Source organism: Streptomyces sp. NPDC051217, assembly GCF_044455465.1.
Taxonomy (GTDB): Bacteria; Actinomycetota; Actinomycetes; order Streptomycetales; family Streptomycetaceae; genus Streptomyces.
In genome coordinates this window covers 100452-125461 of the sequence record NZ_JBITEV010000015.1, presented here as the reverse complement: position 1 = coordinate 125461, position 25010 = coordinate 100452, and the positions used below count along the sequence as shown (strand labels likewise).

At 70.4% G+C, this 25010-nt stretch carries 23 protein-coding genes and 3 pseudogenes; 8 read left to right on the top strand and 18 right to left on the bottom strand.

The features are described 5' to 3' along the window. Positions 1 to 219 precede the first annotated feature (219 nt). Positions 220 to 375: pseudogene (locus ACIBBB_RS29010) on the bottom strand (cryptochrome/photolyase family protein); the annotation flags it as partial. A gap of 454 nt (positions 376 to 829) precedes the next feature. Here ACIBBB_RS29010 and ACIBBB_RS29005 point away from each other — a divergent pair. Continuing rightward, positions 830 to 1603 carry a polysaccharide deacetylase family protein gene (locus ACIBBB_RS29005; RefSeq protein WP_398987089.1) on the top strand — a complete coding sequence of 258 codons (774 nt, stop codon included), beginning with the start codon at positions 830 to 832 and terminating at the stop codon, positions 1601 to 1603. Between the two features lie 62 nt (positions 1604 to 1665). Here the strand turns inward: ACIBBB_RS29005 and cdgB are convergent. The 3 genes and pseudogenes from cdgB to ACIBBB_RS28990 form a co-directional block, all read right to left on the bottom strand. Beyond that, positions 1666 to 2646, bottom strand: a pseudogene (cdgB, locus tag ACIBBB_RS29000) (diguanylate cyclase CdgB); the annotation flags it as partial. Positions 2647 to 2820: 174 nt separating this feature from the next. Further along, positions 2821 to 3477 (bottom strand): annotated as a pseudogene (locus tag ACIBBB_RS28995) (caspase family protein); the annotation flags it as partial. Next, positions 3431 to 3826, bottom strand: coding sequence for a hypothetical protein (locus tag ACIBBB_RS28990; RefSeq protein ID WP_398987087.1), 396 nt, complete (start codon positions 3824 to 3826; stop codon positions 3431 to 3433). The pseudogene ACIBBB_RS28995 and the gene ACIBBB_RS28990, both read right to left, overlap by 47 nt. A 351-nt stretch (positions 3827 to 4177) precedes the next feature. Here ACIBBB_RS28990 and ACIBBB_RS28985 point away from each other — a divergent pair, with 351 nt between their 5' ends. Both ACIBBB_RS28985 and ACIBBB_RS28980 read left to right on the top strand, forming a co-directional pair. Continuing rightward, positions 4178 to 4417 (top strand): hypothetical protein, encoded by a 240-nt coding sequence (locus ACIBBB_RS28985; protein WP_398987085.1) that lies wholly within the window; start codon positions 4178 to 4180, stop codon positions 4415 to 4417. A 135-nt stretch (positions 4418 to 4552) separates the two neighbouring features. Then, on the top strand, positions 4553 to 5473 hold the full coding sequence (locus ACIBBB_RS28980; RefSeq protein WP_398987083.1) for a trypsin-like serine peptidase: 921 nt from the start codon (positions 4553 to 4555) through the stop codon (positions 5471 to 5473). Between the two features lie 317 nt (positions 5474 to 5790). On the opposite strand, the gene ACIBBB_RS28975 is transcribed toward ACIBBB_RS28980, so the two are convergent. From ACIBBB_RS28975 to ACIBBB_RS28940, 8 genes are all read right to left on the bottom strand, one after another. After that, on the bottom strand, positions 5791 to 6387 hold the full coding sequence (locus ACIBBB_RS28975) for a hypothetical protein (RefSeq protein ID WP_398987081.1): 597 nt from the start codon (positions 6385 to 6387) through the stop codon (positions 5791 to 5793). A gap of 205 nt (positions 6388 to 6592) precedes the next feature. After that, positions 6593 to 7057 carry a VOC family protein gene (locus tag ACIBBB_RS28970; RefSeq protein ID WP_398987080.1) on the bottom strand — a complete coding sequence of 155 codons (465 nt, stop codon included), beginning with the start codon at positions 7055 to 7057 and terminating at the stop codon, positions 6593 to 6595. Between the two features lie 176 nt (positions 7058 to 7233). Then, the gene (locus ACIBBB_RS28965; RefSeq protein WP_398987078.1) at positions 7234 to 8532 is read right to left on the bottom strand and encodes a peptidase; all 1299 of its coding nucleotides are present in this window, start codon (positions 8530 to 8532) and stop codon (positions 7234 to 7236) included. A 395-nt stretch (positions 8533 to 8927) separates the two neighbouring features. After that, complete coding sequence (locus ACIBBB_RS28960; RefSeq protein ID WP_398987076.1) at positions 8928 to 9362, bottom strand: NUDIX domain-containing protein; 435 nt, start codon at positions 9360 to 9362, stop codon at positions 8928 to 8930. Positions 9363 to 9426: 64 nt separating this feature from the next. Then, the gene (locus ACIBBB_RS28955; RefSeq protein WP_398987073.1) at positions 9427 to 11730 is read right to left on the bottom strand and encodes an esterase-like activity of phytase family protein; all 2304 of its coding nucleotides are present in this window, start codon (positions 11728 to 11730) and stop codon (positions 9427 to 9429) included. Positions 11731 to 11960: 230 nt separating this feature from the next. Further along, positions 11961 to 12605, bottom strand: a complete 645-nt coding sequence (locus tag ACIBBB_RS28950; protein WP_398987071.1) for an ABC transporter permease — start codon at positions 12603 to 12605, stop codon at positions 11961 to 11963. Between the two features lie 38 nt (positions 12606 to 12643). After that, the gene (locus ACIBBB_RS28945) at positions 12644 to 13195 is read right to left on the bottom strand and encodes a TetR/AcrR family transcriptional regulator (protein ID WP_398987199.1); all 552 of its coding nucleotides are present in this window, start codon (positions 13193 to 13195) and stop codon (positions 12644 to 12646) included. Positions 13196 to 13292: 97 nt separating this feature from the next. Then, positions 13293 to 14336 (bottom strand): medium chain dehydrogenase/reductase family protein, encoded by a 1044-nt coding sequence (locus ACIBBB_RS28940; RefSeq protein WP_398987069.1) that lies wholly within the window; start codon positions 14334 to 14336, stop codon positions 13293 to 13295. 109 nt (positions 14337 to 14445) lie between these two features. On the opposite strand from ACIBBB_RS28940, the gene ACIBBB_RS28935 reads away from it, so the two are divergent. The 4 genes from ACIBBB_RS28935 (at position 14446) to ACIBBB_RS28920 (ending at position 18307) form a co-directional block, all read left to right on the top strand. Beyond that, positions 14446 to 15123 (top strand): TetR/AcrR family transcriptional regulator, encoded by a 678-nt coding sequence (locus ACIBBB_RS28935; protein ID WP_398987067.1) that lies wholly within the window; start codon positions 14446 to 14448, stop codon positions 15121 to 15123. A gap of 10 nt (positions 15124 to 15133) precedes the next feature. Continuing rightward, the gene (locus ACIBBB_RS28930) at positions 15134 to 15475 is read left to right on the top strand and encodes an ATP-binding protein (RefSeq protein WP_398987065.1); all 342 of its coding nucleotides are present in this window, start codon (positions 15134 to 15136) and stop codon (positions 15473 to 15475) included. A 300-nt stretch (positions 15476 to 15775) separates the two neighbouring features. After that, positions 15776 to 16009, top strand: a complete 234-nt coding sequence (locus tag ACIBBB_RS28925; RefSeq protein WP_398987063.1) for a hypothetical protein — start codon at positions 15776 to 15778, stop codon at positions 16007 to 16009. Between the two features lie 738 nt (positions 16010 to 16747). Next, entirely contained in the window at positions 16748 to 18307 is a 1560-nt protein-coding gene (locus tag ACIBBB_RS28920) for a hypothetical protein (RefSeq protein ID WP_398987061.1), read from the top strand. Positions 18308 to 18421: 114 nt separating this feature from the next. Here the strand turns inward: ACIBBB_RS28920 and ACIBBB_RS28915 are convergent, their stop codons facing one another. Beyond that, a complete protein-coding gene (locus ACIBBB_RS28915) occupies positions 18422 to 19264 on the bottom strand; it encodes an oxidoreductase (protein WP_398987059.1) in 843 nt (280 codons plus the stop codon). 66 nt (positions 19265 to 19330) lie between these two features. Between ACIBBB_RS28915 and ACIBBB_RS28910 the strand changes: the two genes are divergently transcribed. Further along, positions 19331 to 20014, top strand: coding sequence for a DNA-binding response regulator (locus ACIBBB_RS28910; RefSeq protein WP_398987057.1), 684 nt, complete (start codon positions 19331 to 19333; stop codon positions 20012 to 20014). Between the two features lie 300 nt (positions 20015 to 20314). On the opposite strand, the gene ACIBBB_RS28905 is transcribed toward ACIBBB_RS28910, so the two are convergent. From ACIBBB_RS28905 to ACIBBB_RS28885, 5 genes are all read right to left on the bottom strand, one after another. Continuing rightward, positions 20315 to 20902, bottom strand: a complete 588-nt coding sequence (locus ACIBBB_RS28905) for an O-methyltransferase (protein WP_398987055.1) — start codon at positions 20900 to 20902, stop codon at positions 20315 to 20317. Between the two features lie 143 nt (positions 20903 to 21045). Next, the gene (locus ACIBBB_RS28900) at positions 21046 to 21624 is read right to left on the bottom strand and encodes a snapalysin family zinc-dependent metalloprotease (protein WP_398987053.1); all 579 of its coding nucleotides are present in this window, start codon (positions 21622 to 21624) and stop codon (positions 21046 to 21048) included. A gap of 213 nt (positions 21625 to 21837) precedes the next feature. Next, positions 21838 to 23088, bottom strand: a complete 1251-nt coding sequence (locus tag ACIBBB_RS28895; RefSeq protein WP_398987051.1) for a serine hydrolase domain-containing protein — start codon at positions 23086 to 23088, stop codon at positions 21838 to 21840. A 138-nt stretch (positions 23089 to 23226) separates the two neighbouring features. Next, positions 23227 to 24330 carry a winged helix DNA-binding domain-containing protein gene (locus ACIBBB_RS28890; RefSeq protein ID WP_398987049.1) on the bottom strand — a complete coding sequence of 368 codons (1104 nt, stop codon included), beginning with the start codon at positions 24328 to 24330 and terminating at the stop codon, positions 23227 to 23229. After that, positions 24330 to 24902 carry a DinB family protein gene (locus tag ACIBBB_RS28885; RefSeq protein ID WP_398987047.1) on the bottom strand — a complete coding sequence of 191 codons (573 nt, stop codon included), beginning with the start codon at positions 24900 to 24902 and terminating at the stop codon, positions 24330 to 24332. Before ACIBBB_RS28885 ends, ACIBBB_RS28890 begins: the two co-directional genes overlap by 1 nt. Positions 24903 to 25010: the final 108 nt, after the last annotated feature.

The following is a 25010-nucleotide window of genomic DNA, read 5'->3' as shown; positions in this document are numbered from 1 at the left end:
TGCTGCGTCAGCCCCTGTTTCGGGTCGTTTCGGGCTGTTTCGGGCCGGCGGGCATGGTGCGGCCGGCCCGTATCGGTCTCCTCCCCGTGGATGGACATGCCTGGGCAGGTCAGGGAGGTGCGTCACCGCGTTGTGCGGTGTGGGCGAGGAGTTGCGGGAGGTCCTTGAGTCGGTCGAGGCCTTTGACGGCGCGGGACGTGCGGTGGTTGGCGGCCAGGCGGGCGCGGTGGCGGCCCGGAAGGCGTGTTCGGCGCGCTCCACACATTCGGCCGGGTCGAGGAGCCCGAGGTTCAAGGGTGCTGACAGCAGGCTGTGGCTCATCACCGGGTCGGCCGCGAGCATGGCGTCCTCGTAGCGGCCGCACCGAGCGCGCCTCGATCATGAGCACGGGAGCCTGGGTGTCGGGACCGCCGCCGCGCGGATTGACGAAATGCGGACCGAGTTGGTCCCCGAACAGCCAGTGGGGGCGTGGCGCCATCGGTTCCGCCTCTCAGGGCCGTCGCCCCGCGCGGACGCGGCGCCGGGGTGACAACGCGGGCAGTACGGTGACCATCGGGTCCCCCGCTCGACCGATGCTGTCAATTTCCACCCGCACCCGTACGCCGGCACTCCGTCGAGCCGGTGCGGCGTCGCGCCCAACACGCCGAACCGCCAACCGCCAGACTCATGACCACGGTTCCGGCCCGCTCCTCGCGGAGAGTTGTCCGTGAACTCCCCCGGAGTTGTCCGTGATCGGTAACGGACGCATCCCCCGGCCCATCTGCCTCGTCCTGTGAAGTGGTCGCAAGGCGGCCGGAGATCAACGAGGGAATGCGTCTAAGGAGCGGACATGGCACGGCACGGTGGCGGGCGGGGCTGGTACGGCAAGGTCATCGGGGCGGCTCTCGGGGTGGCGATGCTCGCCACCGGTGCCTCGGTGTGGACCACGCAGGCTGTTACCCCGGGCGGCTCGTCACCAAAACCGGCCGCGCCGGCCACTCCGGTCAGTGACGTCAAGCCGGTCGCCGCGACCATCGCGCACGCCTCGGAGGAGGGGCCGCGCGGCGTCAACATCACCATCGACGACGGCCCCGACCCCGTATGGACCCCTCAAGTGCTCGACCTGCTGCGGGAGTACGAGGTGAAGGCCACGTTCTGCATGGTGGGGACGCAGGCACAGGCCCACCCGGACCTCGTGAAGAAGGTGGTCGCGGCCGGGCACCGGCTGTGCGACCACTCGGTGTCGCACAACACCGCCATGGACAAGGATTCCCAGACCTATCAGTCGCAGCAGATTCTCGACGCCGAACGCATGATCACCAAGGCGTCCGGGGGCGTACGGCCGATGTACTACCGCGCGCCCGGCGGGGCCTTCACCCCTTACAGCCGTAACCTCGCCGCCTCCCGGGGCATGCGCCCGCTGGGCTGGAACGTGGACACCAAGGACTTCGAGCGTCCGGGTACGGACGCCATCGTCGCCACCGTCGAGCGGGAGCTGCCAGGCGGACCGACGCTCCTCTTCCACGACGCGGGCGGTGACCGCACCCAGACCGTCGAGGCCCTGCGCCGGCTCCTCCCCCAGCTCAAGGAGCAGGGCTACACCTTCGGCTTCCCGGTGCGCTGATCCCCGGTGTCGGCCGGTCTGTTGGCTCCTTCTTACGAGGCCGACCCGCTGCCGCCCGGGGTTCTGCGGCCCTCGACGTCCTCGACGTGGGTCAGCAGATAGCGGGGCCCGTCCACAGTGTCCGCCACGACGGAGTTACGCATGGACACCCAGACGAACGAGCCGTCGCGCCGCCCCAGGCGCACCTCGGCGCGGCCGCCCTCGGCCGAGGTGCGGAGCAGGATCCCGATGTCCTCGGGGTGCACGAGATCCGAGAACGAGTAACGGCGCAGCGCGGACGCGGACCGGCCGAGCAGGCGGCACAGCGCGTCATTGGCCCGCAGGATCCGGCCGTGCTGGTCGCCCCCCATCTCGGCCATGACCATGCCGCTGGGCGCGTACTCGAACGCCTGCCGGAACGACTCCTCACTGGCCCGCAGCGCCTGCTGCTCCCGCTCCAGGCGCGCCAGGGCCCGCTGCATGTTGGCACGCAGCCGGGCGTTGCTGATGGCGACCGCCGCGTGGGCCGCGTAGACCTGTAGCGCCTCCCGGCCCCATGGGCCTGGGCGCCGCCCGTTGATCGGGCGGTCGACCGATATGACGCCGAGAAGCTCCCCCTCACCCTGTCTCGCCAGATACATCGGTGCGAACAGCCGGTCGGCGGGGTGCCATTCGTCCTCGAACCGGGGGACGCGTCCTTCGGTGTGCCATTGCGGTACGTCGTCATCGTCGAGGACCCGGCCCTCGCCGTGCGGGATGAAGCGGAGGGAGCCCCATGCCTCACCCATGCTGAGGCGTCGCTCCCAGGAGGCACGCGGGCCCACTCTGCCGGCGATCAGGGCTTCGGCGGCGGGGTTGCCGGAGAAAGCGGCGACCACGAGGTCACCGTCCGGGCGGACCAGATTGACGGCGGCGAGTTCGTATCCGAGCCCCGCGATGATGCCGTCGGCGACGGACTGAAGGGTGTCGGCCAGGCTCCGCGCGGGCGACACCTGGGTGATGAGCTGGTCGAGCAGGCTGCGGAGGGTGGCGAGCCGGACGTACGGCTCCGACTCGGTGGCCACCGATCCGGCGTGGCCCCCGGCGGTCGTCTGTGCGGCTGTCCAGTTGTCCCAGCCGCGCCGCGAGGCCGCGGCCACGGGCCGGAAAGCCGTGTTGCGAAGGAAAGGTGCCTTGCCCAGCCTGTCGCGGCAGAGCCGATGCGGCTCGGGCAGGGCCTTCAGGCCGAGTTCAACCCGCAGCCGCTGGTAGATCGTGTCCAGATCGAGGAATTCGTCGCCCTCCAGGACACCGTCCCGGATCAGTCTGATCAGTTCGCCCGTGAACGCGGTGAAACGCTCTCCGGGCGGGGACACCGCGACCGCGTTCTCGGCGGCGGCGGCGAGCAGATAGGTGCCCTCGACCTCCAGTTCGGCGCCGGCGGACTGGGTGCCGAAGGTGCGCGCGCTGTAGCAGCAGTCGGCGATGAGGATCCGCCGGGTGGCGGGGCTGTGTTCGATCGACCGGCGGATCCACTCGTAGGGAACGGCCGTGTCGTGCACGGACATCCGGTCGCTGTCACCGACGGCCAGGTGCAGTTGGCCCGTCCTCGGTTCGATCAGCCCGTGTCCCGCGTAGTACACCAGCAGGGTGTCCTTGGCGGCTTCCGCCGCCTCCGCCACGGCCTTGGAGAGCTGACGCGGCGACTGTGGATCGAGCACCACATGGCAGTTCTCCGGGGGAAGTCCCCAGACGTCCCGCTGGGCGAAGAGATCCGCGAGGGTCCGTACTCCGGCCTCGACGGCGGGCAGATCGTGAAGCGTGTCGAAGGCACCGACTCCTATGAGCACCGCGCGCGAGGTCGCGGGGTCAGGTGGGTTCGCCACGCTCGTCCCCGTCCCCGTCTCCGTCCCCATCGGTCGCGTCGTCAGTCCCGCCGTCGGTCAGGGACTCCAGCAGGCGCCGCATCTCCTCGGGCGAGGAGTCGGAGATGGTGACCCTGGCGCCGTCCGGGCGTTCCACCGTGACGACCGGCCGCCCTGGCCGTGTCGCGCGCCAGGCGGCGATGGACAGGGCGAGCGAGCCGGCGCCGAAGCCGCTGCTCACCACCAGCGAGATCAGGTCGAGCACGTCGCCCTGGGCTCCCGCCCGGGACGGCCGTGCCGTGTCGAGTACGGGGCGCGCGTGGCGCCGGGCCGCGGGCTCCGCGAGCAGCCAGGCGTGCAGTGAACGCAGTTCGCCCTCCGCCGTGTCTTCGTCCGCCAAGCCGACACCCAGTCTCACCGCGACCCCTTCGCCTCCGGCCCACCCACGACGGCGGGTGGGACAGTTTAGGGCCCATGGCGCGGAGCAGGACATTCCGGTGATCATGGGAACGGCGAGAAGGGGCAGGACGGGCAGGCTGGGGCGGATCGGCCGAACGGCCGGGCGAGCGGCGGCACTTCATCCGGCGGCGACAGCGACTCCGACAGCGGCGGTGGCTCTACCGGGTCGTCCGGCTCTTCGGGCTCGGACGGCGGAGATTCGTCCGGCTCCGGCGGCTCGTCCGGCTCGCTGCCGCCCGACCTGAAGAGCTACAAGGCCGCGTACACCAACTCCTGCGTCGGCGCGTGCGACATGCCGATCAAGGTGAGCTGGTCGGCGATCTCCCGAGCGACCAGGTACGACATCCGCTACACCAACAAGGGCAGCGACTTCACCGAGAAGAACGTCGACACCACCTACTCGACCAGCGGCACCAGCTACACGATCAAGGGGCCGTACTCCGGTGACGAGATCTGCGTCACGGTGCGCGCGGCCAACTCGTACGGCGCCTCCGCCTGGGCGGAGACCTTGTGTGAATCGGTGCCCTACTGAGCCTGGCCGCGCATCGTGTGTCCGCGCACTGTCACAGGTCGCCGACCGCGCAACCGAGCAGGCTGGTTCCCCTCTCTTGCAGTGCGGCTCGACCGACCCGGTCCGCCGTCCGCATCAGCCGAGGAGACATCAGCCATGTCCGAGACATCAACTTCCTTGATCCGGCGTCTTCGTGGCCGGGTCTTGGGACTCGCGGCGGCCGGTACGGTCCTCGCCCTCGCCGCCCCGCTCACGGGGACGGCCGTGGCCGGCCAGGCCGGAGCCGCCGCGACCGACCCGGTCTCCGTCATGACGTACAGCGCCAAGGAACGCCGGGAGGCCCTCGCCTACTGGACGACCGCGCGGATGAAGGCCGTCGGGAAGTCCGTGGACCTCGGTCCGACCGGACCGAAAGCGAAGCCGTATCGGGGCACCGCCCTCAAGACCGTGGGGCGGCTCTTCTTCGTCAACGCGAACGGCGCCGACACCTGGTGCACGGCCACCGCCGTCAAGAGCACCAACCGCTCCGCCGTGATGACGGCCGCGCACTGTGTGCGCCGGGGCTCCTCCCCCGGCAACACCAACACCACGATGGTGTTCGTCCCTGGCTACAGCAAGGGCAAGAAGCCTTACGGCGCGTTCGCGGTCCGTACCGCCGCCACCCCGCGCACCTGGGTGTACGACTCCACGAACGACGTGTCCGCGCTGGTCGTCGATGCCGACAAGAACGGCCGCGAACTCACCGACGTCGTGGGCGGCCAGGCCATCGCCTTCAACCGCGCGGTGGGCGGCACCATCTCCGCCCTCGGCTACTCCGCCACCCGCCCGCAGCTCGGCGGGGAACTCCTCCGCTGCGTCGGTACGGCGAAGAAGGAGATCGGCATGCAGGCCATCCCCTGCGACCTGACCGGCGGCTCCAGCGGCGGCCCGTGGCTGGCCGACTTCGACGCCACCACCGGCAAGGGCGTCCTGGTCTCGGTCAACGCCTCGCTGGACTCCCTGACACCGACCAAGATGTACGGAGAGGTGCTGGGGGCCCCGGCGAAGAAGGTGTACGACCGGGCCCAGAAGGGCTGACGCAGGGAACGGGGAGCTCAATGTGAAAGCCCCGGGCCGGTGGTCCGGGGCTTCGTCATTCCGATGTGCGGCGGCGTCTCGTTAATGCGCACGCTCAGCGAATGGCGCCCTCGCACAAATGGGGCGGTCGCATATTCGGCAAACCGCGGGCCTCGGAGCACCATGGCCTGTATGCGCTCACGCGCTCACGCGAAAACGCTCGGCCGGGACATCCCGGCCGAGCGTTTCCTTTTGACCAGCAGGTCGCTATGCCCTTTTGAATTCGCCACCGGGAGAGGCGTTGATGCCGCCCTCGTGGCCTCTAGGCCGCAACCAGATCAGATCGTGGGTGTTTCATCGACGACTTCCTTGTGCGGTTCGACAATGAACTTCCAGCCTTCGCTCGGCTCCAGGAACCGCACTCGGGTCGGGTAGATGTCCAGGGCGCGGCGGTCGCGGTTCTGGCTGGCGCTCTTCCGCCCCCGGACCGGCTCCTCGAACAGGTCGACCTTGACGTCCGGCACCGCGGCGACCTCCTCGCTCCAGCGCTGAACGATCCCCGCGCCGAACGCGTCGCGCGCGGCGGAGTAGAGCGCCTCCAGAGCGTCCTTGTTCCCGCCCGGCACGAAGAGGGCGAGGTTCAGGACGACGCCGGCGCTCTGGAGGACCTCGATTTCCTCCCCTGCCTTGTCGGCGGCCCAGATCCCGCGCTCTTCGGCGTTGTCCGGGAGAATGTGGATTTCCTCACCGAATACTGTCCTGACGGCGAAGGACCCTCCCTCGGAATTCTTACCCGGCTCCGAAAGGAATGCCGGGGCGTAGCAGTCGAGAGGAAGGCCATCCATCTCTGCCGAGACGAAGATACCGTCCTGGACGCCCAACTCTGAGACCTCCCCGGCCGTAAGACGTCGAGCCGTAACCTTCTCGGTGTTCACGCCATTCCCCTTTTTCTCGTGGCGTCCTGTGAATTCATAAAGACTCTACCACGAAAAAGAGCGGGCCAGTTCCCGTTCCGCATGACTTCACGCCCACGACAGCACCGCTCAACGCTCCGAATGAATTCTTCCGGCAGTACCCGATTCGGCGCTTATTTCGGCAGGAAAGTGAGCGGTTAAGTGGGCGGTTAAGTGGGCGGTTAATTCACCCTTTGCTCGCCTGCGGGTCGGTGCGATCCGCGAAGACGCCTTCCAGGAGGCCGGTGGCCTGACCGACTTCGATCAGGTAGCCGTCCGGATCCTTGAGGTAGCAGCGGAGTTCGGCCTTGCGGTCGAGGGGCTCGGTGAGGAACTGCGCGCCCTGGGCGACCGCCTGCTCGTAGAAGGCCGCGATGTCGGCCACCCGCACGTTGAGAAAGGAGGACACGGGGTCACCGGGCTCGGGGGCCCTGAGGATGACGTCGGGCTTGTCGGGTGTGGGGCCGCCGCCGGGGTTCATGATGATCCAGCCGTTGGCGATCTTCACGATGCAGGGGTTCTCCTCCAAGACCACCTCGCCGCCGAACACATCGGCGTAGAAGCGCCGTGAGGCCACGACGTCCCGCACGGTCAGGAAGTGGGTCAGCACCAGGCCCTGCGCGGGCGTCGGCAAGTCGTCACGGGAAGCCATGAGGGTCGTCCTTCCGCTCGTGCGCGTCCCGTCCACCTTGCGCAGCGTTCCGCTACCCCGCAACTTCGCCCTCACGTGAGCGCGGCTTCGTTGTCTTGCGGACCCCGCGCAGCCGGAAAGGGCGCCCCCTGGGAAGGGGACGCCCTGTCTCACCGTGCGGTCGGTTCGAAGCCGTGTCAGACAGCCGAGTTGGACCGGCGGCGGCGGACCGTGAAGAGTGCGGCCGCGCCCAGGGCCAGCGCGCCACCGGCCGCGGCTGCGACCTGCGGGAGGGCCGAGGAGGAGCCCGTGCTGGCGAGGGAGCCGTCGTCGTCGCCGGAGTTCTCCGGTGTGGTGGACGTACCGCCCTGGGGCTTGTTGTCCGGGGTGGGCGGTGTCGTCTCGCCGGGCTTGGCGTCGTCGACCTCGTCATCCACCGCGCTGCCCGAGGGGAGGAGATCGAAGGCGTACTCGGTGGAGAAGTTGCCGCCGCAGGACTCGTCCCAGTTGACGTAGTCGCCGGAGACGAAGGCGAGACCGTACCCGGCCGGGGCCTTGGCGTCGATCTTCAGGCGCAGCTTCACATCGGTGTGGGCGCCGGCCTTCAGGGGACTGATGGTCCCGGCCTTGTGGTCCTCTCCCACGTTCTTCCAGGCCGGGGACGCGGCGGTCGACCACTGCAGGTGGAAGGCGTCGTCGATGACGTTGTAGCCGCCCTTGTCCGTCGCGTGGAAGTTGACGCTCGGGGAGACCTTGTCCATCGACTTCTTCGTGCCGTTGGTCACGCGCACCGAGAAGTCGGTCGTGGCGCCCGCGACCAGCTTGGACGGCAGGCCCTTGACGACCGTGGTGAGCTTGCCCTCGGGGACACAGCTCGGCTCGTCCGGCTCCCCCGCCTCGTCCTTGGCGTCGGCGAGAGCCTTGTCGGCGGCCTCCTTCTCCTTGAGGGCCTCCTTCAGGGCGTTCTGGACCTTGTCGTACTCGCGTGCGGCGGCCACGCGGGCGTCGTCACGGGCCGTGCCGGCCGCCGTGGCCTTGGAGTCGGCGGCGGTCTTGGCGCCCGCCGCGGAGACGGCGGCGGTCTCGGCGTCGGTCACGGCCTTCTCCGCGGCCGCCTTCTCCTCGGCGGTGGCGGTCTCGGGCAGCGCGGCGAGTGCGGCCTTGGCGTCGGCGAGAGCCTTGTCGGCGTTCTCCTTGGCGGTGGCGGCTTCGGCCGCTTCCTTCTTCGCGGCCTTCGCGGCGACCGCCAGGGGCGCGTCGTCGGACAGGGCCGCCTCAAGGACCACTCGCGCGGCCTGGTGCGCGGCTTCGGCGGCCTCGTACGCCTTCCGCGCCTTCTCGGCGGCCTTCTCAAGTTCCTCGATGGAGGGCTTGTCCTGCGTGCCTCGCTGCTGGGTCCCCGACGCCACGGACGACTTGACGTCGGCGAGCGCGGGCGTGACGGAGAGCAGGATGACGGGGGTGGTGACGGCGGCGACAACGGCCGTGGCGAGCATGCGGCGAATCTTCAACGGAGTCCTTCACGGGTCCGAAATGCGGGTTGAAATGCGACCTGGGTAACGCGGTTTGAGCAAGCCGGGCGAGCAAGCGAGCTGTGCACAGCTGGTTGGGCGGAGCTGGTTCGAAAGAGTGTTGAGGCAATCCCTGCGGTGGCATCACGCAGGGCTTCGTCGGGATCGTATGGCCGAAAACGCCGTTGGCGGAAGCACGTTAGGGGGGCGCCAAGCGCGGCAAAGGGCCCTCACACGCCGGACAATCGCCACATAAAGGGATAGTTGCTTTCGCCACACAGGTCACTTTTGTGATCCATGTCATTTCATTCGGGGACGCGGGAGGTTAGCGGGGGCCGCCTCGGCGCGGCCGGCTCAAGGAGTCGTTCGAATGACGTCCCTCAGGCTCCCCACGAGTTGACGTGATCGCGCAGGTAATGGGCGAGTTCGATCGGCTGGAGTCCGAGCGCTGCCAGCGCCAACACGTTCAGTGGGACTCGGACCGGTGAAAAGTCCCCCAGGTCGGGGTCGTCGAGTTCGGGGCCGTCGCGGCGGCCCGGATCCATGGTCAGCACGTCGGCGCGGAAGAAGTGGCGCACGACAGTGACTCTTTCGCCAGGCTCTGTAACGGTCAGGAACTCGGTGGCAGGGCCGATCGTGGCCCCGACTTCCTCCATGACCTCGCGGCGCAGGGCCGCTTCGAGGTTCGCGTCGTCGGCTTCGACGCCTCCGCCCACGGTTTCGTAGTAGGAGTGGCCACCCGGCCACCCCCGGCGCAGGAATACCAAGTGGTCGTCGTCAAGCAGAACCGCGCGGACGTTGCGCCGTATCTTCACGCCCGCGACGTCAGCCGGTTCCGCTCACGGCCGTCGGCGGTGTGCCGACGGCCATGAGACGGGATCAGTCGCGGCCGAAGATCTTGCGGCTGGAGCCGAGGTGCATGAAGGCTGTCTCGCCCGTCGCGTTGTCCAGGCCGTCGTTGTCCGTCACCGCGTAGACCTCGCCGTTGCCCGCCACGGTCAGGCCCTCCAGCTTTTCCTGGGTCCAGCCGTTCGTCTCGCGCAGGTCGGGCAGGACGTCGTGGGCCAGCTTCTTCGGGAGGACGCGGAGCGGGCCCGAGGGGGCCGGGGACTTCGGCAGGTCGACCGTGTAGACACGCTTGATCCTGGCGGACGGGCCGTTCAGCTTGTCCCGTTCGATGACCGCGAGTCTGTCGCCGACCACGGTGATCTCGGAGAGGCCGATCCAGTCGCCCGGGGTGGTGGTGCTGCCGATCTGGTAGCCGTACCAGCTCCAGGTGCCGGACTCGACGTCGTACCGGCCGAGGCGGACGGTGCCGGCCGGGTCCGTCTTGAGCTCGCGCTGGAGCGTGGCCCAGACCACTTCGTGGCCGCGGCGGTCGGTGGTCGCCGTGACGCCCTCGAAGCCCTGTCCCGCGAGGCCCGACGCGATGTCCGCCGGAAGGGGGACGACCTGGCGGGTGTTCCCCGCGTTGTCGAGGCGGACCAGCTTGTTGCCCGCGCCGGTCGCGCCCTCGACCGCGAGCCAGAAGCCGCCCTGCTTGCGGGCGTGGATGCCCTCCACGTCGTAACCGGTCGGCCGTCCGTCGGTTCCCTTGACGGTCAACGACCGGGTGATGACCGCCGGTTGGCGCGCCGCGTCGATGGTGAGGATCTTGGTGGTGGAGTACGCCGCGTCGGTGACGCTGTAGAGCTGGTGCGATGTGCCGGGGACGGCGGAGAGCGCGCCGAGCGCGCCCCAGCCGATCGGCGCGCCGCTGGAGTCCTCGGCCGAGACGATGCTCGGGAAGGAGGGGGTGTGCCGGCCGAGGCGGAAGAGGCTCACCGAGGACCGTACGTTGACCGAGGCGTCGTCCTCCTCGCTGGAGACCGCGAGCATGTCGCGCGACGGGATCGGCAGCAGGCCCTCGGGGCCGTTGGTCGTGGCCAGGACCTGGCGGAAGACCGGGGCCGTGGGCCGGCTCAGGTCGTACACCGCGACGAAGTTGCTCCGCTCCGAGCCGACGAACGCGTAGCGCACCCCGTCGAACTCGGCGATCGCCAGGCCCTCCGGCTCGGTGCCCTTCTTCTCGGCACGGGACTCGTTGTGGAGTCCGTAACGCGCGGCGATGGCCTCGAAGCTGTTGCCCGCGTCCCAGACGACCTTGCCGGTACGGCTGTCGAAGATGGACCAGCCCCGGGTGCCGCCGCGCCAGTCACCCTCGTTGGCGGTGGCGAGGTAGCGGTCGTCGATCCAGCCGACCGAGTCGGGCTCGCGCGGTACGTCGGTGATCGAGCCGGTCAGGTCGGTCTCGCCGTCCTCGACGGTGTCGATGCCGTCGACCGAGGCCGTACCGGCGCTGAACGCCTTGGTGATCCTGCCCGTCGGCAGGTCCAGCATGACGACGCCGTTGTTCTCCTGGAGGGTCACCACCAGCTGATCGCGGCTGTTGATGGAGACGTACTCCGGCTCCGGGTCGGTCGGTTCGGTGATCCCGGCGGCGACCAGGGCGGGCAGCGCCTTGCCGTCGGGCCGGGTCAGCGGCACGGCACGGGTACGCCACTGCGTGGGCGCGGCGCCCTTGAGGTCGACTATCCGCACGAAGCCGGCCGGGAGCTGGGGCAGGTCGCCCTCCTCGCCTCCGGGCGGGGTCGCCTCCTCGTCGCGCTCGTTCTCGATCGCGATGGCGGCGTACCGCTTGTCCTTGCTGATCGCGATGGAGTCGGGCTGGCCGCCGAGGTCGTGGCTCGCGACCCGTCGGCGGTCGCGCAGGGAGATGACGTCGAGGCGGCCGGACGGGTCGGTGTAGTCGGCGCTGGTGTTGACCACGACCAGGACGTACTCGCCGACGACGGCCACCGAGGTCGGCTCGTCCTCGGCGTTGCCGAGTTCGGCCAGCGACAGCGTGCCGAGGCCCCGTGGTCGGTCGGCATCGCTGATGTCGAGGAAGCCGATCCGCCGGGCCAGGGCGTCGGTGTGGACCAGGGTCCGGCCGTCCTCGCTGGTCGCCGAGATCTCGGCGACGGTCGGGGAGGCGGGGTCTTCGCCGGCCGGCCGGTTCTGGAAGACCGGGTAGGTGGCGGTGCGGTCGAAGGCGACCGGCGGCCGCGAATCCTGGTGTGCGCTCGCCGCGCCCGTCCCGGCCAGCATGCCGGCGGCGACCGCTACGGCTACGAGCGCGGCGCAGGTTCTCTTCGGGGGCATTGTTTCTCCGTTGCGGGACAGTGGGAGGGCAGGATCGTCCCACCCGCGGGCGAGAGGGGAACGGCGCCCGGATGAACAGCCGCGGAAGATCATCGACAGCGGTACGGTTCTCGGCCGAGGGGCCGGATCCATCCAGGTGAACCCTCAACTGGCCACTGCCGTCAGGCCGCTTGCGTGGCGCTCGCCAATACCGCGGTAGTGGTCTCGGCGCTTGCCTGGTCGGGGAGTGTTCACCCCGTTGTCACCTTCGGCCCGCCCTCGAAGGCGGCGCGGGCGGTGAGCCGACGGTCTTCCAGGACCGCCGCGACCGCGTAGGCGCCACCGCCCGCGAGGGTGAGGACCCAGTAGAGGCCGGGCGTGCCGAGGAAGAGCGCCGCTGTGGAGGTCAGGGCGAGCCAGGCGCCGAGGGTGTAGTGGAGCATGTTGCGGCGTACGGCGCCCTCGGCGAGGTAGAGCAGGCCGACGACGAGGCCGGAGCCGGTGGGCCAGAGGATGGACTGCAGGTCGGGCATGCCGAGGCTGTTCGTCAGGCCGGTGATGGCGAGGAACAGCGCGGCGAACGCGACCACCCAGGACGCGCCGAGCATTTTGCCGGAGAGGATGTCGGGCCCGGTGGCGTCGCGTTGGGCGCGGGCGGCGGCGAGGGTCGCGTTGACGGTGCCGGCCGCGAGCCCGACGCCGAGGAGTGTCATGGGCAGCCAGCCGGGCAGGTCGAGCAGGGGGGCGCTGCCACGGGAGAGCGCCGCGGCGCCGTGGCCGAGTACGTAGGCGAGTCCGAAGCTGACGTAGGTCGCACGGTTGTCGACCTCGCCGGTACGGGGCGCGTTGTCCGCGGACTTGGGCGTGAACGGGGCGACGGGGGTGGCTATGGACATGGTGGAAACCTCCGGAGTCGGGTCGGGGGGCGGGGTGTTTACGGAAGGGCCCTGCCTCCCGGCGGGGCCAGGCGTGACAGCGAGGCCACGAAGGGCCGTACGAGATCGGCGGGCCACGGAAAGGCGTGGGCGATGGCGCGTTGGTGGGCGAGTCCGTGCAGGCCGAGCCAGAGCGCGAGCGCGTCGGCGTGGGGGTCGGTGCTGGTGGAGCGACCGGCGGTGACGCACTCGGCGAGGGTGTCGGCGAGGATCCGTAGCGTTCCCGCGCCGAGAGAGGCGGCGCCGTGGCCGGCCGGGAGTTCACCGAACATCGTGCGGTAGCGCTCGGGGTGGTCGGCGGCGTAGTCGAGATGGGCGAGGCAGGCGGCGTACAAACGCTGCTCGGCATCGGCGCCGGCGTCGTCCACGGCGGACCGGAGCCGGGCGTTCAGTTCGACGAAGGCTTCGCGGACGACCGCGAGCACGATGGCCGACCGGTCGCGGAAGTGCGGGTAGATCGAGGGGGCGGTGATCCCGGCCCGCCGGGCCACGGCCCGTAGTGTGACGGCCCGTTGGTTGCCGCGATCGAGCAGGTCGGTCGCGGCGGCCAGGATGTCCGTACGCAGGTTGCCGCCCTGCCCCCGGCGGTTCCGTGAGCGCGGAGCACCGCGGGCGGGCGGTGCGTCCGCGCCGGTGGTGCCGATGGCGTCACGCGTCCGGGATGAGGATGACCTTGCCCGCGACGGTGTGGGACTCGGCCAGCGACAGCGCCGACGCGACGTCGCTCAACGGGATCCGCGCGGCGATCTGCGGAGTGAGGACGCCCTCCGAGACCAGCCGCAGCACCTGGGTGAGGTCCTCGCGCAGCCGGCGGCGGAAGGTCTCCGGGCGACGCAGGCCGGCCCAGAAGTTGTAGAAGTGCGCGCTCTTGCCGTTGGGCAGGTAGTTCCAGGCGAAGAGCCGTGCGAAGGCTTTCAGCACCGGCAGCTGCGAGTTGCCCTCGTCGTCCTTCGTCGCCGCGGTGCCGTACGAGACCAGCGTTCCGCCCTTGCGCAGCAGCCGCCACGACCGCGCCAGCCCGGCGCCGCCGACGTGGTCGAACACCGCGTCCACACCCGCCGGGGCGAGCTCGGCGATCCGGCCGTACAGGTCGGGGTCGCGGTAGTCGACCGGGATGGCTCCCAGCTCGCGTACCGCCTCGTGGTGGCGGGCCGACGCCGTACCGATCACGGTGATGCCGGCGTGCCGGGCCAGCTGTACGAGTGTGGAGCCGACGCCGCCGTTGGCGCCCAGCACCACGATCGTCCCGCCGGAGCGGACCTTGGCCACCCGGTGCAGCATCTGCCAGGCGGTGATCCCGTTGACGACCACCGTCTCGGCGGCCGCCGCGTCCACGTCGTCGGGGACGGGCAGCAGGTCCGCGGCGTCGAGCAGCAGGTGGCTGGCCCACGCGCCGATCTTGGTGACGGCGGCGAAGCGGCGTCCGGTCAGGGCGGTGTCGACGCCGGGGCCGGTCGCCGTGACCGTGCCGACCACGTCGTAGCCGGGTACGAAGGGGAAGGCCGGCTGGTCGTAGTACTTGCCGCGGCGCATCTGCTGCTCGGCGAAGGAGACGCCGGTCGCGTCCATCCGCAGGACGACCTGACCGGCGGCGGGCGGCGGCAGCTCCCGGTTGTGGACCTTCAGACCGCTCGGCTCGACCTTGCCGGGCAGGACGATCTCGGTGACGTGGGTGGTAACGGTGCCGGTCATGACGGACTCCCTAGGGCTTCGCTCGTTTGCTTACGGTCGTAACACTACAAGCGTTAAGTCGAACCCGCAACAGAATCCGTCGATAAACTTCGCGGTGTAAGGTGACAGGGTGAAGAAGACACCAGCGGAGGAGTCGGCCGCGCCGAAACCGACCCGGGCCCGCAACCGTCGCGGCGAGGGCGGGCGCCTGCGCGAGGACATCGTCGCCGCCGCCGTGGAACTGCTCGACGAGTCCGGCGACGAACGCGCGATCACGCTGCGGTCGGTCGCCCGCCGGGTCGGTATCGCCGCCCCGTCGATCTACCCGCACTTCCCCGACCAGCCGGCCATCATGCTGGCCGTCGTGCGGGGGGAGTTCGCCGAGCTGGAGAGGAATCTGCGTGCCGCCGTGGAAGCGGCCGGCGACGATCCCCGCGAACGGCTCTACGCCGCCTGCACCGCCTACCTCGATTTCGCCCGCCTCCATCCGGAGCGCTACCGCACCATGTTCGGTGGTCTCTGGCTGCCGACTCTCGGGGACAGTTCCCTGACCCACGGCGATCTGGCCGCGCTCGGCTCGGAAACCATGCAGCTGCTCGTCGGCCTCTTCGGCGACTGCGTCGCCGCGGGGCAGGCCACCAGCACCGACGTACCGAGCGACACGGTGGCGCTCTGGCTGGGCCTGCACGGACTCGCCCACCAGCGCGCGGTCTCGCAGGCCTTTCCGTGGCCGGACGACATCGCCGATCGCATCATCACGACGCTCGCGCACCTGAGCGACGGAGAGTCGCCGCGCCGGCTCGCCTAACGTACGCGGCATGCGGACATCAGTTCACTCTCCTGGTCACCTGTACGGCAGGCAGGAGGAGATCGGGCGGATCGACGAGCTGACCGCCGCCGCGCGGGCCGGCCGGGGCGGGGCGCTGGTCCTGCGCGGTGAGGCGGGCATCGGCAAGAGCACGCTCCTGGACCATGCCCGGCGGACGGCACCCGGGTGCCTGGTCATTCAGGCGTCGGGGTCGGAGGTGGAGGCCGAGCTGCCGGGCTTGGCCGTCGACGGGCTGAACGACACCGACGCACGGGCGCCGCTCGCCACGAAGAGCCATGTGACGCTGGATGAGCACCCGGATCGAGCGAGGATTCCAGGCGCGACCGCGTGATCTGCCCGAAGAGGCAAGGCTGTTGCTGACCGCAAGCTCGGCATCACGTCCCGCAGACAACTCAGGGACGTTCCGGGGCTTCGGTGAGGCGCCCGCGTTCGACCGGTGGGGCCGACGGGCCCACGTCGCGCGTTGGGCCTGGGGTTGGGCCTTGGGGCCCATGCCGGGTCTCCCGGTGCCGCCGTATGTTTCTCATGTCGCCAGCGAGACCGGCCAGGAGGAAGCCGGAAACGCGGGAGACACCAAAGACTCGTACGAGTCGGCCGGAAGACGGCCGGCCGACACACAAGGGGAAATCACATGTCGAACGTCACGCTGAAGGCCGCCACCAACGCCAAGCTCTACGTCGGCACCTGGGCGAACACCGCCGTCGCCGCCATGAAGCGCCGCGGCGACAAGGGTCAGGGCGCGGTCGAGTACGTGGGTGTCATCGTCCTGGTGGCCCTGATCATCGCCGCGATCGTCGGCTCCGGTGTCGCGGACGAGATCGCCGGCGGCCTGTCCGACAAGGTCGCCGAGATCCTGGGCGGCTGATCATAAGCAAACCCCCCACGGAGTAAGCGAGACAGGGCAGGCGCGGCACCATCCCCGGCCAGGATGGTGACGACCCTGCCCCTCTCTCGTTTCCGGACCACCGCGACCCCCCACCTCTGCCCCGACCGCCCGAACGACCGGCGGTCGGGGCAGAGTCATGTGCTTCTACGGGAACACCGCCGGAGCTACGGATCGGCGGCCGGGCCATCCTGCCCCCGCGCACGGTGGCGAGCCCTCAGCACAGCCTGACGACTGCCAACGGCACGTCGGCGCGAGGCCGGCCCGCCGGTACGCGCGAGGCCCGGCCCGCGGGCCCCCGTTGGGCCCCCAATTGGTCCAACTGGCCTTCTTGCGCAGGAGAACCGACCCCCGGCACGAACGACGCGCGACCGAACCGCGAATGGCGTCCCGGCGACGGCGACCGTGGCCGCCGAATGCCCGATCGAGGAACTCCGGGCGTCCTCAGTGGTGTTGCCGCTCAACCAGGAGATGAACACCTTCCGGATCGGCCGGGCATGACCCCCAAGTGGGTCCATGGACCCTGCCGTATGGGCCCTGACCTGTCCTTACGCTGCTCGCGCTCGGGGGCGGCGACGACAGCGTGAGGTGGGAGAACAGATGAAGAAGGGCCGTAGGTTCCAGTGGTGGCAGTCGCATCGGCATGAACGCGGATGGCGAGATCCGCGGCACCGGGACAGAGGGCAGAGCGGGGCCGAGTACGCCGCGATGTTCGGGGTCGTGGCCGCGGTCGTCGCCGCGATCGTCGGGCTGAGTGTGCCCGCCGACACCGGGACCGGGCTGAAGAGCGCGGTGTGCCGGGTCATCCACCCGCTCAGCGGTGCCGACGCCTGCGCCACCGGCGACTTCGCGGACGGCGGAGAGGGCGGCGGCGGGGAAGGTGGCGGCGGGGAGGGCGGCGGCGGGGACGAATTCGTCCCGAACGGCGACCCGTTCGAGCCCACGAGGTGTCTGCTGGCCCAGGACCAGACGAAGACCACCGTCGTCGTGCAGATCTTCTTCATCAAGATCAGCAGCTCCGAGCAGGTCAAGCTCCAGCAGTGGTCCGACGGAACCGTCACCCTGGAGCGGATCACCGAGACCGGCGGCGGCGTCACGGCCAGCATCTCCGCGGGCATCAAGGGTCTTGAGGACTGGGGCGGCAGCGCCAAGCTGAGCGGCACCTACCTCGCGGGCAGCGGCAGCGGCGGACAGTGGCTCTTCTCCGGGAACAAGACGGGTGACACGCAGAAGGACCTGGAGCTCAACCTTGAGGACGCCAAGCAGTTCACCGAATACCTCAAGGCCCAGGACGAGTGCAACAGCAGGCCCGCCGGCGCCCGTTCCGCCGAACTGGGCATGATCTGCGGCTACCACGCGGACAAGAAGAAGCCCGATCTCGAACCGGAGAAGGCCCCGGACGTCGACATCACCAAGACCTCCGTCGAGGCCTCCGGCAACGCGAACTTCGGCGGAAAGTTCAAGAGCAACGGAAAGGGCGGCAAGGACTCCAAGGATCTCGGCAAGATATCCGGCGAGCTGGCCAACGGCACGATGACCGAGGACGTCGTCGTCATGCGGGCGCACAGCGGACCGAACGCCGGAAAGATCACCTTCGTCTACACCTTCAGCGTCAAGGGGGCGGCCGGCGTCGGCGGGATCGCCGTCGGCGAGCGGATGCAGCAGGTCGCTGTCACCTACGACGCGGCGACGTACGACCAGGAGGAGAAGGACGGCAAGTCCCACCGACCCGAGAAGCTGGTCGTCACCACCAGCCAGGAGGCCGGGGAGGGCGGCGGCGTCAAGGTCGAAGCGGGCGCCAACGCCGGCCCCGTGACCATCGATGTCGGCGGCGGCGGTGGAACCACCAACTCGCGGATCCACACCGAGACGTCCGAACTCATCCTCGACAACGACGCCGACAGCACCACCGTCGAGGACTGGCTGCGCGGAAACGGCGACCCGGCGAAGAACCCGCTTCCCTCGCCCACGGACTCGGCCGAGGTGCCCGGTCCCGACGCGAGCCCGCTCGAACGGCTCCTGCACGACAAGGCGAAGCTCAGCAGGCTCGACTACAACGCCAACACCGACTGGTGGAACGCCTCGCTCGGCATCGGATTCGGCATCTCCGCCGGACAGTTCACCCTGGGGTTCAAGCTCTTCGGGATCGACATCACCCACGAGGAGAAGTCGCAGACGATCACCGGGAACCCCACGTACGCCACCGGCCCCAAGAGCGGCGGCGCCCGCCCGTGGGTGGACTGGAAGAACTGCAGCAAGATCAAACCCATCCCGACGTAACGGTCTCGGTGACCGCCCCGCGACACGCCGCCCCTCGACACGCGTCGGGGGGCGGCGCCCGTCGGCCCCCGACCCGTCACGCCCCGGGCGGACGCCGTGGACGGAGCCCCGCCGTCAGCCCCGCAGCTCGGCCAGATCCTCCGCGCCGAGAGAGAGATCGTCCGCCCCGAGGTTCTCCTCCAGATGGTCGACGGAGCCCGTCCCCGGGATCGCCAGCACCGTCGGCGAGACCGCCAGCAGGGCGGCGAGCGCGACCTGCGGCGTGGTCGCGCCGAGGCGGGCGGCGACCTTGTCGAGGCGCGTGGTGTCGAGCGGATTGTGGCCGCCGCCGAGCGGGAAGTAGGGCACATACGCGATCCCCGCCGCCTCGCACTCACCGAGCAGCGCCAGATCGTCGAGGTACTCGTTCTGCACCGCCGTGACGGGCGCGACAGCGCGGGCCTCCGCGAACTGGGCGGCATCGACGTTGCTGACGCCCAGATGCCGGATCAGCCCCTCCTCACGGAGCTCGGCCAGCACCGCGAAGCGTTCGGCGATCGACTCGCCACCCGGTCCGTGCGCCGCGCCCACCCGCAGATAGACCAGGTCGAGCCGGTCGAGACCGAGAGCCCGCAGATCCCCCTCGACCAGGGCGCGCAGCTGGTCGGGCGTCGCCTGCCCGGTCGGCATACCGCTCGGCCCGAGCAGCGGGCCGACCTTCGTCGCGATCACCAGGTCGGCCGCGTACGGCGTCAGTGCCGTACGGATCATGTCGTTGGCCCACACGTCCCGGCCGCCGTAGAAGCCGGCCGTGTCGATGTGGTTCACGCCCAGCTCAACGGCCCGCCGGAGGACCGCGACGCCGGTAGCGGGGTCTCGTACCGGGCCCTCGAAAGTGCCCCTCGCCAGGCGCATCGCACCGAAGCCGAGCCGGTTGATGGTCAGATCTCCGCCCAGGGAGAAAGTCTTGATCGTCATGGCTTCATCGTGCCCGTGGCCATGAGGCCCGGCGAGCTCGTGGCAGCTTGCTGCCAGACTGGTGGAATGCGGAACGAACAAGTGTTTTCAGTACAGGGCGACGCCGAGCTCGTCGCGCGTGCCGGTCATCTCTTCGAATCCGCGCGGACCGAGTTCGTGTGCGCCGCACGGGACCTCGGGACCTGGTCGCTGCCGGAGGCGCGGGCGGGGATCGCGAAGCGGATGCGCGCCACGGGTTCCCGTGGTCGCCTCACGATCCGCAAGCTGCTCAGCCCGGTCGCGCTCGCCGACGAGGAGGCCAGGGCGCATCTGCGGGAGGTACGGAGCCAGGGCGCTCTCGTACGGATCAGCGGCTCGCGGCTGCCGCACGAGACGATCCTCATCGACCGGCGGGTGATGATCCTCGCCGGCCGGGAGACCCCCGCCTCCCCCACCGGCCGCGAGTACACCGTGACGACGTCGGAGACCCTGGTCGAGGGCGTCCACTCGATGTTCCGGGCGGTCTGGGACAGCGCCGTCGATCTCGACACTTATCTGCGCGGCGACGTCCCGCACCTCGATGCCGAGGGCCGCGCGATCCTCGACGCGCTCGCCTCGGGGCTCACCGACGAAGCGTCGGCCAAGCGGCTGGGGGTCTCACTGCGTACCTATCGTCGGCGCGTGGCCGAGCTGATGGCCGAGCTGGAGGCGGGCTCCCGTTTCCAGGCCGGGCTGCGGGCCGGCGAGCTGGGGCTGGCCCGCCGGCCGTAGACGTCCGCCGGTTCGCGCGTGGACCCGGAAGTCGGGGTCGATGACGGTGTTCACCCGGTGTGGTCGCCGTTCCACACGTCGACCCAGGTGTCGAACGCCGTCTTCGGATCGGCGGTGTCGGGGGAGGGAGCGGGGGCGTCCATGGGAGGGAATCCTTCGGTCGGTACCTGATGTCCGGTACCGACGATCCCGCGGGCGCCTGCCCCGTCGCATCGGTGAGAACTACGTGACCGCGACGGCTGCGTAGTCCGCCGGTGGTCCCGACCGGGGCGCGGCATCACCCCGTCACCACCTGGACGCTCACGGGGTGCGGCGGGCCGCGACGACCGCAGAACTCGTCGGTGTCGTCAGGACTTCGGTGGCTTCCAGCGCCGGATGGGTCAGATAGAAGACCCGGAGCGTATCCACCTCGCCCTCGAAGCGAGGCGGCCACTCGGACGAGGGGGTGAAGTCGTCCAGGATCAGAAGGCCACCGGGAGCGAGCAACTCCACGACCCTCCCGGGGTCGTCCCGCTTGCCCCCGCCGTCGCAGAAGAACACGTCGAACGGCGCATGCCGCTCAAGCAGCCGCCAGTCCCCGGTGAGTACGGTGACGCGCTCGTCGTCCGCGAAGATGCCGGAGGCTCGGCGGGCCGGCTCCTCGTCACGCTCCACGGTGACCAGGCGCGCACCGGCGCCGAGGCCGCTGTGCAGCCAGGCGGTGCCCACTCCCGAGCCGGTGCCGCTCTCCGCGACGACCCCGTCGGGTTTCGAGGCGGCGGCCAGCCTGAGCAGCCGGCCCACTTCAGGGAGGCAGCTCTTCGTGAATCCCATGTCGGAGGCGATACGCTCCGCCGCCACCACGCGGGGCGGGACCGCGCGCGCCGCCCTCTGCTCGTCACTGATCATCGCCGCACGTTAGCGCCGACGGGGGCTCGCCGTCCGGGAGTTGGGCGCGCGGATGCCGCACGCCCCGGGGCGCGATGCGCGCTCCGGGGCGCAGAGGCGGTGGCTGTCACGCCCCGCCGATCAGTCCGAGATCAGTCCAAAGATCAGTCCACGATCAGCGTGTTGAGCGGCACCGATCCGGCCGTGGGGGCGAACGCGCCGCCGAAGTAGCCCTCGACCTCCGCCTTTTCGGCCGCGTTCGGGTACGCGTTCTTGCACGAGGTGCCCGCGCTGGAGCCGGACATCAGGCTGGTGCACGGGCCGGGCTTACGGTCCGGGAGGCCCAGGATGTGGCCCAGTTCGTGGGACGAGATACGGATCGTGTCGTGGCCCTCGTTCACCGCCTGGCGTCCGATCCAGACGGTTCCGTTGCCCAGCGATGTGGTGAGGGCGCGGGGCCACCCGTCGTCCGCCAGGACCCGGATGTTGGCGCGCTGGCCGGCCGCGACGGGGCGCAGTTCGACGGCGTCGACGCTCTCGTTCCAGATCGCCGCCCCCCGGTCGACCGCGGACCTGAACTCCGCCGAACCGCCCGCGTCGTAGGTGACGACGCGCGCGGCGGCGGCCACGTCCTCGGTGGCGGAGGCGGTGCCGGTGGGAGCGGCCGTGGCCTGGCCACCCATCAGGGAAAACGTCACAGCCAGGGCGGCAACGAGCCCGCCGGTCAACTTACGGACATGCATGGTCGACCTCCTTGCAGGAGACAGTCGTGGACATGACACGAAGTTCCCCTGCTCACTGCCCAGCGGCGACCGGCACCAATCCGTCAATCCAACGGCCGTACCGAGCCCCACGACCGCCCGACAGCCCCTGCCGCGGCGGGAGTCGGGGACGCCGTCGACGGACGCCGGAAAGGGCCCGTCCGGACCCTGTCCGGACGGACCCCCTCCGTACCGTCACTTGGTGCGGCCGGCGCACAGCTGCTTGTCGATGAGGTCGCTCGCCGCGTAGATGGAGCCCGGCATGGAGCCGTCGCCCGTGGCCTCCAGGACCACGACGCGGCGGCCGTCCGGGGTGGCGCCGGTGCGGGTGGCGTAGCCGGGGAGGTCGCCGGCGTGGCTGTAGTAGCTGCCGCCGCAGGTCAGCGGGATCTCCATCAGGCCGAGACCGTAGCGGGCGCCCGGCCAGGCCGCGTCGACCTCCGGGGCCGCCACCGTCGTCTTCATCTCCTTCATCTGGGCGGGCTTCAGCAGCCGGCCGCGCATGAGCGCCTGGTAGAAGGCGGTCATGTCGCCGGTGGTGCTGATCATGGCGCCCGCCGCACCGGCCGCGCTCGGGTTGAACGCGGTGGTGTCTATCGCGGGCGCGGACTCAAGGAAGGCGGAGTAGCTCTTCATGTGGGAGCCGGGGATACGGGAGGACGTGGTGGGGGTGCTGGTGTTGTGCAGGGCCAGGGGGCGCACGATGCGCTTGGTGACCTCCTGCTGCCAGGTGTGGCCGGTGACCTTCTTGATGATCATTCCGGCGAGGGTGTAGTTCGTGTTGGAGTACGACCAGTTGGCGCCGGGCTCGAAGGTGGGCGCGTGGCGCATCGCGATGCCCACGAGCTCCTCGTCGGTCCAGGTGGTGTAACGGCCGGCCTCGTAGGCGGCGATGCCGGTCAGCGCGGGGAAGTCGGCGGTGTAGTTGAACAGGCCGCTGGTGTGGTTCAGCAGCTGCCGCACCGTGATCCCGCTGCCGTCGTTGCCGTTGCCGGACACCACACCCGGCAGCCATTCCTCGACCGTGTCGTCCAGCGACAGGCGTCCCTCGCCGACCAGTTGCAGCAGGACGGTGGAGACGTAGGTCTTCGTCGCGCTGCCTATACGGAACTTGTCACCCGGCCGCGCCTTGCGGCCGGTCTCGGCGTCCGCCACACCGGCCGTCGCGTACTGGACTCCACGCGGGCCGGTCGACCGGGCGAGCACACCCACGGTCCCGGTCTTCTGGACCGCGTCCACCAGCTGCTGAAGCGTCTCCTTCGCCGAAGTCGACGAAGTCGCGGAACTCGCCGAACCCGCGGACTTCGACGCCTCCGCCGACGGCACCGGCTTCGCCTGCTGCGCCGCGGTCGCCGCCGGTACCACCACGCCCAGCGCGGCGAGCGCGGTGACGAGCGTCGTGGTCAGGGCGCGGGAGGTGGTCCGGGTGAACGTCTTGGTCGCCATGGTCCGCTGGCTCCTTGGGAGTTGGTGTGTCACCGCTCCGTGCGGTGTGATCACCAACTTAGAAAAAAGGCCCGCCGGTCACGATCCGGCCAGCGGGCCACTCCGGGGTACAGCCTGCTGTACCCCGGGGGTGTGTCCTCAGCCCGGCGACCCGGTCACCCGTACCCCGTCACTCTCCCCGTCGGAGAGGAACAGCGCCAGTTCCCGGCCCTGTTCGGCGACGCTCGCGCGGTCCGCCCGGGAGAAACGGCGCAGCGGGGTGACCGCCACCGTGCCGTCCTCCACGGTCCAGGTCGCGGCGACCCGGCCGTCGAGCAGGACCACGCGCTCTCCGGCGACCGACAGACCGCGGTGTGCGTCGTCGATGATCCGGCCGCGGTCGTGGTAGCCGAGGATCGCGTTGTCGAAGGCCGGCAGGAACCGGACCGGGGCCGGGGTGTCCGGGTCGGGGCGCGGGGCGCCGGGGAGGTCCAGCAGTTCCCGGCCCCGTTCGTCGCGGAAGGCGACCAGTTCCCCGCGTATCGCGGCCACCGCGGCCGGCAGTCCGGCGAGCCCGCACCAGGCGCGCAGGTCGGCCGAGGCGGCGGGGCCGTACGCGGCCAGATAGCGCCGCAGCAGCGCCTGGCCCACCGGATCGGAACCGTCCGGCGACAGAGGGGCGATCTCCCGGCCCAGCCAGGAGGCGAGCGGGACGCCGCGTACTCCCGCCTTCGTCCGCCACAGCCCGCGCGGCGGCAGCTGAACCGTCGGGACGAGCGCGGTGATCAGCATCTCCCCCAGCGCCCGGGGCCCGACCGCCGGCCAGCGCTCGGCCACCGCCCGCGCCAGCTCGGCCATCGAGCGCGGCTCGCCGTCCGCCAGTACCGCCCGGCCCGCCGCCGCGAGCTCTTCGAGGTCCGTCCCGTCGAGCTCCGCGCGGTACACCCCGAGCACCCGCCGGCGCAGCATGGCCTCGTGGCGGGCCCGCCAGGCCAGGGCGTCCTCGGCGGTGACGATATGGACCGTACGGCGCATGAGATGCGTCCGCACCACGCTCCGCCCCGTCAACAGGCCGGAGAGCGCCCCGGGTTGGAACGCGCGCAGCCGTGACCAGAGGCCGACGTACGGCTCCTGCGGTTCCTGTGCCTGGAGTCCGCCGAGGTGCGCGACGGCGTCGAGGACCGGCAGTCCGGAGCGGTCGAGCAGCAACTGCCGGGCGAGTGTCGCGCGGTTGAGCGCCCGCGTGTCGAGAACGACCGCCATCAGGTCGACTTCTGCCCGTCGATCGTCTCGCGCACGATGTCCGCGTGCCCGGCGTGCTGGGCGGTCTCGGCGATGAGGTGCATCAGCACCGCGCGTACGCTGCGCACCGCTCCCGGCTCGTTCCAGGGCGCCTCGGGCAGCGGGTGCGCCGCCGACAGGTCGGGGAGGGCGGCGACGATCTCCTCCGTCCGGGCGGCGACCTTCTCGTAGCGCGCGAGGATCCCGGCCGACGTGTCGCCGGGCAGCATCCGGAAGTCGTTCTCACGGTCGATCGCCCACCGCGGGTACTCGGTGGCGGTACCGGCGGCGAAGTCGGCCCAGGTGACACCGTCCGGCAGGTCGAAGCTCATCGCCGACGGGCCGTCCACCGCGAAGCGCAGCCAGGCCTCCTCGGTGGACGCGACATGCTTGATCAGCCCGCCCAGCGACAGCTCGCCGGCCGTCGGACGCTCGCCGAGCTGCTCGTCGGTGAGCCCGCGCACGGTGTTGGTCAGGGTGGATCGCACGGTCGCGAGGGCGGCGAGCAGGTCGGCACGCTCGGCGTCGGCGGTCGGGGAGGTGGTGGTGTTCATCGTGGGCGGGCCCTTCCGCTGGGTTCATCACGTTGTCGTGCTCGTTCTCGGGCACAGGACAACCTTCCCAAGAGAAGAGGACAGGGTGTGACCGCTTCTCGGGCGAGA